This is a genomic window from Mycolicibacterium canariasense (assembly GCF_002101555.1).
In the GTDB taxonomy this organism is placed as follows: Bacteria; Actinomycetota; Actinomycetes; order Mycobacteriales; family Mycobacteriaceae; genus Mycobacterium; species Mycobacterium canariasense.
Genome location: NZ_LQOL01000070.1, coordinates 41,963 through 48,957, shown reverse-complemented (window position 1 = coordinate 48,957; position 6,995 = coordinate 41,963). Strand labels below are relative to the sequence as shown.

The following is a 6,995-nucleotide window of genomic DNA, read 5'->3' as shown; positions in this document are numbered from 1 at the left end:
GGGCGGCGCGGAACGTGCGACGTTCGCCGGCGGTGGCGGGGCGGGCGCGCCGCGCGGAGGTGGGGTTGCAACCGGTGCTGCCGCCGCGACGACGGCCGGAGAAGCCGGTGCAGTGGCGCGCGTGGTGACCGACGGTGCCGGGGCCACCGCGACAGATGTCGGCGCCGGCGCTCTCTCGGGAGGTTCTTGGCCGCGGATGATGACGACGGCGGCGGCCACCAACACGAGCGGTAAAACGCCGCGAGACCAACGCACGCCGGGGTGTGTCACAGTGCGTCCCTCCCGGTGGCCTGCGTTGTCGCACCCGACTCCCCGTTGACAGAGCAAATAATTGTAGCTAACGTCAATTAGTTTGCTGCTGCACGGCATATCTTGGCAGACCCTCCCGCGCTGCGTGGGCTTTGTCGGATTTTTGGTGCAGCGGTGCCGGTTCGCCCGGCGAATTCTCGTGCGCGCCGTTTCTTGATACAGAAATTCCTGTACTGTCGCCGGTGTGGAGACCCTGACCCACAGCGATGCCCTGGCCCGCTTCGGGCACGCCCTGGCCGACCCCACCCGGACCCGGATCTTGCTCAGCCTCAACCACGCGCCGAGTTACCCGTCGGAGCTCGCCGACCAGATCGGCGTGACTCGGCAGATCCTGTCCAACCACCTGGCCTGTCTGCGCGGGTGTGGCCTGGTGGTCGCGGTGCCCGAGGGCAGGCGCATGCGCTATGAACTGGCCGACCCGCGCATCGGGCACGCCCTTAACGACCTCATGGGACTGGTGCTGGCCGTCGACCCGGATTGCACCTGCGTAGGGCCGGACGGCCGGGAATGCGGTTGCGGATGACCGGTGCTTCGACACGGGACCGTCGCGCGCTGCTGGCCCGCCGCATCCGGATCCTGGTGGCCGCGACCATTTCCTACAACGTGCTGGAGGCCGTCGTGGCGATCGCCGAGGGGGCGCGCGCGTCGTCGACCGCGCTGATCGGCTTCGGGCTGGACTCTGTCGTCGAAGTCGCCTCGGCAGCCGCGGTGGCCTGGCAGTTCGCCGCCGCTGATCCCGAGACGCGCGAGAGGACCGCGTTGCGCATCATCGCGCTGTCGTTCTTCGGGCTGGCCGCCTACGTGACGGTCGACGCCGTCCAGGCCTTGCGGGGTGTGGGCCGACCCGAGCATTCCATCGTCGGGATCGTCTTGGCGGCAGCCAGTTTGGTGATCATGCCGGTGCTGTCGTATGCGCAACGCCGGGCCGGTCGGGAATTGGGCTCCCGATCGGCGGTCGCCGATTCCAAGCAGACCCTGCTGTGCACCTACCTGTCGGGCGTGGTGCTCGCCGGGTTGGTGCTCAACAGCCTGCTCGGCTGGTTCTGGGCCGACCCGATCGCCGGCCTGGTGATCGCGGCAGTGGCGGTCAAGGAGGGCCGCGACGCCTGGCGTGGGGACACCTGCTGTCCGTAACGACAAAAGCCCCGCCGAAGCAGGGCTTTTGCTTGTGGTGCGCCGTCAGGGTTTCGAACCCCGGACCCGCTGATTAAGAGCCATCCTTTACGATACAATCGCGAGTATGCGGCAACGGGCAAAAACCGTCTATGACCTCGATTTATACAGGTGGTCTGCACATTCGCGACGACCGTGGAAGCGTCAGCAAAACCCGACCGTTGTGTACAGTTTGTGTGGTCAGTCGCGTGTGGTCAGTAGGGGATAACAGATGGCGAAAACGACAACCTCCAAGCGTCGCGCACCCGGTGAAGGCGGACTCTACAAACGCAAGGACGGGATGTGGGTTGGTGTCGTCGACATCCCCACCACTGACGGCTCCCGCCGACAGAAGCGCGTCTACTCCAAGGACTACGGGCAAGCCAGAGACAAACTCGATGCCCTCAAGGACAACGTGTCCAAGGGTGTCATCCCCAGCACCACGATGACGGTGGGTAAGTGGTTGTCTTACTGGCTCACTGAGGTGCACGGCCCGCACGTCCGGCCAAAGACCTATCAGTTCTACGAGGAGGCCGTGCGCCTTCATCTCACCCCGGCCATCGGGAAGAAGCGACTCGACCGCCTCACCCCCATCGATGTCCGGTCCATGCTTTCAACGATCGCCACGGGCCGGAACAAGCAGCGGGCCCACCAGGTGCTGTCGCTGGCGCTGAAGGCCGCCGTCATCGACGGGATGGTGGAACGCAACGTGTGCGAGGCAGTGCGCAAGCCCAAGCATCTCCCCGCCGTACGGTCGGCCTTCACCGTCGACCAAGCAAGGGCGATCATCCGGGCGGCCATCGATGCTGAAGGTGATGGTCCGGCGGTCGGCACGAGGTGGGCGGCCGCGTTCCTCACCGGCGCCCGTCAGGCCGAACTTCTGGGCTTGGAGTGGAGCCGTGTCGACCTCGACCGCGGCACCGCCGACTTCTCATGGCAGCTCCAACAGCTCAAGAAAGTCCACGGGTGCGGTGACCCTACTGACGGGGTCTATCCGTGTGAGGTGAATCGGGCCAAGCGCCAGCGCGCCGCGTACTGCCCGCAATCCCGGTGGGACTTCGAAGACGGCTTCGAGTACCGCGAGTGCTACAAGTCCCTCGTCTGGACGCGCCCGAAGACCCGCACCGGCAAGCGCGTCGTACCACTCCTGCCCGGCCTGGTGGAGATGCTCCGCACCCACGCCGCACGGCAGGAACCAAACCCGCACGGCCTCGTCTGGCATCACCCAGACGGGCGTCCCCTATCGCCGACCGACGACCACGAGATATGGCAGCAGCTCCTCACCGCCGCGGGCCTCACCGAACCAGGCATGACGATTCCGATGCACTCGGCCCGGCACTCGACCGCCACGATGCTGCAGGCGGCCGGTGTGCCCGAAGAGGTGCGGATGGCGATCATGGGTCAGTCGTCCGTTGCTGCGCATGCGGCGTACGTCCACATAGATCAGACGCAAACCCGCGCTGCCCTGACGAATCTGGCCGAGCTTATAGCCTGACCTGCGGCCAGCCTGAGCCTCTACCAGAGGTTGAGGACACGCGTCGTCCGTTTTCTGGAATTTGCCTGTGATGTCAATTACAGTTCACTGCGTGGGCCGGGGAAAGTCCTTTACAGGGGAGGGCTACGCCTGTGCTCCAGAACGAATCAGACAGGCCCCCAGCGCCATACGGCAGCCAGATCGAAGCAGCGCTCGCACTCATGCCGGACGAGGAAGGCGAGGCTAACCTCGACGCACACGTTCGCTGGGAACTGAAAGAAGTGCTCTCCCGGATCCGGTACGACGACCTAAGCACCCGGGAGGTCATGGCCCTCCTCGCCGTCCTTTGCCCCGTCCACTCCCGGGTCATCCGCCTTCGTTCCAACATCGGCGTCGATGGTGGCTCCGTCATCCACCTGGTCCGCGACGACTAGCACCTCCTTGACTTTGTTGCCTTCCGGCGATGCTGGCGATTCCGCGGCTTGAGTAGCAGGTACTTCATGGCTTTCAGCTCCTGTCAGTTTCTCGGTTTGGTGGATCAGGTCGGCATACAGGTTCTGGAGTTCTGGACCCAACTCGACGACGTACGGGCTCTCCAACAGTCGCTGGACGATCATGCTGTTGATGACATGAATGGCCAGCCTGGTTGCGATCAGTAATTGGGGGCGTGGTGTCGGGTCTTCGAGTACTACCTCGGTAAGGTTCCTCGCCGCTTCCCAGGTGTGCTGTGCGACGTGGCGGTGTCCTTCGATGCTGAGCGCCGCAGGGGACAGCGGGGCTCCATAAAAGGACTCCCAGTCGGTGGGTGCGGGCTGGGAGTCTGCGTCCACGTCGAAGCCAGCGGTTTGCAGCGCTTCGTCACGGTCCCAGCCAACGGCCTTCGCTGCGGCGCACACCGTCGCCGGGGTGGTGCCGATCGGGATCAATAGGCCCTTGTTTTTCTGCCATCCAGTTTCCAACTGCTTCCAGCGGCCGGCACTCACGACCGGCTTGCCGCCGGTTACTGTCGCGGTCCGCCGGGAGGCTTCGCGCTGCGACAAACCAGCTTCTTCGCGGTGACGCCGCAGCGCTGGTCCAAATGGCCAGTCTTCGCGAACCCGTTCCTCTTCCACGCCGCCAATGTTCGCCTGCGAACAGGTGCAAAGTCCACCCGTTGCACCCGCCGGATTCTTTGCAATCACGCCGATGTAGTTATCGAACACCGCAGGTCAGCGCAATGTTGGCAGAAAGTTCGCGCAAACACTTGCGGTTTGCACTTGTTCGCAGTACGGTTTGCAACATGTCCAAGAAGAGCTACGGGGTATGGCAGGAGCTTCGCGTCATCCGAGAACGCACCGGTTGGTCCTCGGCTGAACTCTCCAAAGCCAGCACCATCTCGGCTCCTTATCTCTCCCAGCTGGAGAACGGAGACCGCTGGCCTAACGCCACCGTGACCAAGAAGCTCGCCGTCGCACTGAAGGTGCCCGTTTCCGTTCTAGAGCGCCCCATTGAGCAGAAGGGGGCTGTCGCATGACCACCGAACTGGTATGTGTTCCCGTTCCCGGAGCCGACGACCTCATGGCCACTGAGTTCAACGGCAATCAGTGGGCGGCGCTGAAGCCGATGTGCGAGACGCTCGGTATCGACTACTCCGCCCAGTTGAAGCGCCTCAAGGGCAGGTCATGGGCAGTTATGGCAGTCACGACCATGACTGCTGGCGACGGGAAGAACTACCAGACAACCGTCATCGACCGCTCAACGATCCCTATGTGGTTGGCGACCATCGATGAGCGTCGTGTCGCTGATGACGCGAGGTCGCAATTGGTGGCGTACCAGAGGGAAGCCGCGGCGGCTCTCGACGCCTACTTCAATCAGCGGGCTGCGGCGCCGGCAATGAATCAGCTCGACGTGTTGCGGGCGGCGCTGGATCAGATTGAGGCTGCGCAGCGCGATGCGGCGGACGCAAAGGCCATCGCGCAGCGCACCGATGATCGGCTTGCTGCGATTGAGGGCCGCCATGACTGGTTGTCGGCACTGGCGTACGCGCGGATCAATGGCCTGCCGACGCACACGACGTACCTCAAGCGGCTGGGTGGCTGCGCGGGTCGTATCGGGCGCAGCCGCGGTATCGCGCCGAATCCGGTTCAGCACCAGTTGTACGGCGAGGTCAACTCGTGGCCGGTCTGGGTGTGGGACCTAGCGGCTGATGGGTTTTCAGCATGACTCGGCAGGCTGGGCCGGGTTTGGCCGGGTCGGGCAGGGCTTGTCCAGGCGAGGTATGTCAAGGCGCGGCAGATGAGAAGAACGGTGAGCTGACTCCGCAGATCGTTGTGGATGAGGCGAGGCCGGAAACGTCGGAACTACATCACCGGTTTGAGTGGGATGACGCGGTTGCGGGGGAGGCGTATCGGCGCACGCAGGCCGCAGAGTTGATCAGGTCGGTGCGGATCACCTTCTCTGATAACAAGACCGGTGAGCGGAAACACATCAGGGCGTTCCATTCCCTCCGAGAGTCAGGGGAAGCGGAGCGGGCGGGGTATGTCCCGACCGATGAGATCGTCCAGGACGAGTTGGCGACGAGGATCCTGCAGCAGGCTTTCAAGCGCGAGATCGCTGACCTGAAACGCAAGTACGGGCACCTGGAGGACTACATCTCCTGGGTGCGCAGTGAGGCCGCGGAGCTGGCCTCATGAGAACGGCAGGCTGGGGAGGGCGTGGCATGGATGCGCTTGGTGTGGCTGGGCATGGTTTGGCAGGCACTACTTGGCATGGATTGGTGTGGTTCGTTCCGTCTAGGCGTGGCGTGTCGCGGCAGGCCAGTCCTGTCGGGGCCAGTCGAGGTTCCGCATGGCCAGGCACGTCACGGTATGGCGAGGCATGGCTAGGCAGGCAGGCGGCCCGCTCATGAGCGCCGAAGACAGCAAGCGGCGCCTGTTCTCCCGCAAGGACGCCGGTATCTACCTGGATAAGTCGCTCAGTGAAATCGACCGCCTCATTGCTTCTGGTGTGTTGTGCGCCAAGAAAGATGGTCGCCGGACGGTTATCGACCGGCGCGAGTTGGACCGCTATGCGGACCGGCTTCCCACGATTGAGCCGAGGGCGTCGTGATGAGCGGCGATCAGGTCCAGGATCTGCGTGCTCAACTGTCCCGTGATTGTCGGCGGCATCACCGACACCACCTCACCGAACTCATCCTCGCCGTAGTGGCGGGGTGTGTGTTGGGTAGTGCGTTGGTGCAGTTGCTGTCCGGGCACACACGGTCGGGGTTTCCGACGTTGTGGGTGGGTGTCTCGGTGGTGGTGTTGGTGGCGGGTGTTGTGCTGTGGGACCACAGGGGCGGTGCATCATGAGCGTGCTCGCTGTGGCAGCGATACTGCTGGGGGCGGTACCGATACTGGCCTTCATCTGGTACTTGATCCACGAAGACGCAGAAGCGTTCTTCGAGGCGTTGGGCCTGGCTGTCGTCTTTGCCGCCAGCGTCGCGGCGATCTGTTGGGGCATCGCCTATCTGGTGGCGTCATGAGTTGGCACGCGCGTCCCCGCCCGAAGGTTCAGCACTGGCCTAAACCCAGACAACCCCTATACACATCAAAGAACGGACACAAAGCATGAGCACCAGCACGGAACTGGTCCAGTTGGGATCCGAGCTGTGGCTGAAACCGGGCTATGGCGGAATCAGTCTCGTGCGTCGGGATGCCCACGGGCACATCCTCATCGGAGTGTTCACGGATCGGCTACGGGAGTACGCAACGGACTGGTCCCTCGCCGATGTGATGGCTGCGCTGAACGCGCACGAACAGAGGAACCGAGCCGAAGACTATCGGCGGGGATACGAGGCTGGCAAGAAAGAAGCCTCGAAATGAGCAGGTGCCCCAACGAAGGAATGCCGTGCTTCTGCACGGGCGTTATGCACGAAGCCAACGCCCCCGGATACGTGGGCTTCTGGTGTAACCAACCTCCATATGTATGTCCAACTCCCTGCATGTATCGATTCATCGGGGCACCGCTTCAAGGTGGATCTGGTGCGGGCTGACACGGCGGTTTGTGAGCGGTGCGGGTTGATCCGGAAGCAGGTAGTCCG

At 63.6% G+C, this 6,995-nt stretch carries 10 protein-coding genes; 9 read left to right on the top strand and 1 reads right to left on the bottom strand.

Going from position 1 to position 6,995, the window contains the following annotated elements; translation table 11 throughout:
* The first annotated feature begins 493 nt into the window (after nucleotides 1-493).
* From AWB94_RS24635 to AWB94_RS24625, 3 genes are all read left to right on the top strand, one after another.
* Nucleotides 494-832, top strand: a complete 339-nt coding sequence (locus AWB94_RS24635; protein ID WP_062656703.1) for an ArsR/SmtB family transcription factor — start codon at nucleotides 494-496, stop codon at nucleotides 830-832.
* Complete coding sequence (locus AWB94_RS24630) at nucleotides 829-1,443, top strand: cation efflux transmembrane domain-containing protein (RefSeq protein ID WP_201029541.1); 615 nt, start codon at nucleotides 829-831, stop codon at nucleotides 1,441-1,443. The genes AWB94_RS24635 and AWB94_RS24630 overlap by 4 nt, the downstream gene beginning before the upstream one ends.
* Before the next feature lie 250 nt (nucleotides 1,444-1,693).
* A complete protein-coding gene (locus tag AWB94_RS24625; RefSeq protein ID WP_062656701.1) occupies nucleotides 1,694-2,956 on the top strand; it encodes a tyrosine-type recombinase/integrase in 1,263 nt (420 codons plus the stop codon).
* A gap of 287 nt (nucleotides 2,957-3,243) precedes the next feature.
* Here AWB94_RS24625 and AWB94_RS24620 read toward each other — a convergent pair whose 3' ends face one another.
* Complete coding sequence (locus AWB94_RS24620; protein ID WP_201029540.1) at nucleotides 3,244-4,137, bottom strand: helix-turn-helix domain-containing protein; 894 nt, start codon at nucleotides 4,135-4,137, stop codon at nucleotides 3,244-3,246.
* 77 nt (nucleotides 4,138-4,214) lie between these two features.
* Between AWB94_RS24620 and AWB94_RS24615 the strand changes: the two genes are divergently transcribed.
* From AWB94_RS24615 to AWB94_RS24590, 6 genes are all read left to right on the top strand, one after another.
* Nucleotides 4,215-4,448 carry a helix-turn-helix domain-containing protein gene (locus tag AWB94_RS24615; RefSeq protein ID WP_062656699.1) on the top strand — a complete coding sequence of 78 codons (234 nt, stop codon included), beginning with the start codon at nucleotides 4,215-4,217 and terminating at the stop codon, nucleotides 4,446-4,448.
* Nucleotides 4,445-5,137, top strand: a complete 693-nt coding sequence (locus AWB94_RS24610) for a phage antirepressor N-terminal domain-containing protein (protein WP_062656698.1) — start codon at nucleotides 4,445-4,447, stop codon at nucleotides 5,135-5,137. Before AWB94_RS24615 ends, AWB94_RS24610 begins: the two co-directional genes overlap by 4 nt.
* Nucleotides 5,138-5,355: 218 nt before the next feature.
* Nucleotides 5,356-5,607 (top strand): hypothetical protein, encoded by a 252-nt coding sequence (locus AWB94_RS24605; RefSeq protein WP_131805278.1) that lies wholly within the window; start codon nucleotides 5,356-5,358, stop codon nucleotides 5,605-5,607.
* 211 nt (nucleotides 5,608-5,818) lie between these two features.
* Nucleotides 5,819-6,022, top strand: coding sequence for a hypothetical protein (locus AWB94_RS24600; RefSeq protein WP_131805277.1), 204 nt, complete (start codon nucleotides 5,819-5,821; stop codon nucleotides 6,020-6,022).
* Nucleotides 6,023-6,260: 238 nt separating this feature from the next.
* Nucleotides 6,261-6,437 (top strand): hypothetical protein, encoded by a 177-nt coding sequence (locus AWB94_RS35250; RefSeq protein WP_165605312.1) that lies wholly within the window; start codon nucleotides 6,261-6,263, stop codon nucleotides 6,435-6,437.
* Nucleotides 6,438-6,522: 85 nt separating this feature from the next.
* Complete coding sequence (locus AWB94_RS24590; protein ID WP_062656694.1) at nucleotides 6,523-6,777, top strand: hypothetical protein; 255 nt, start codon at nucleotides 6,523-6,525, stop codon at nucleotides 6,775-6,777.
* Nucleotides 6,778-6,995 lie beyond the last annotated feature (218 nt).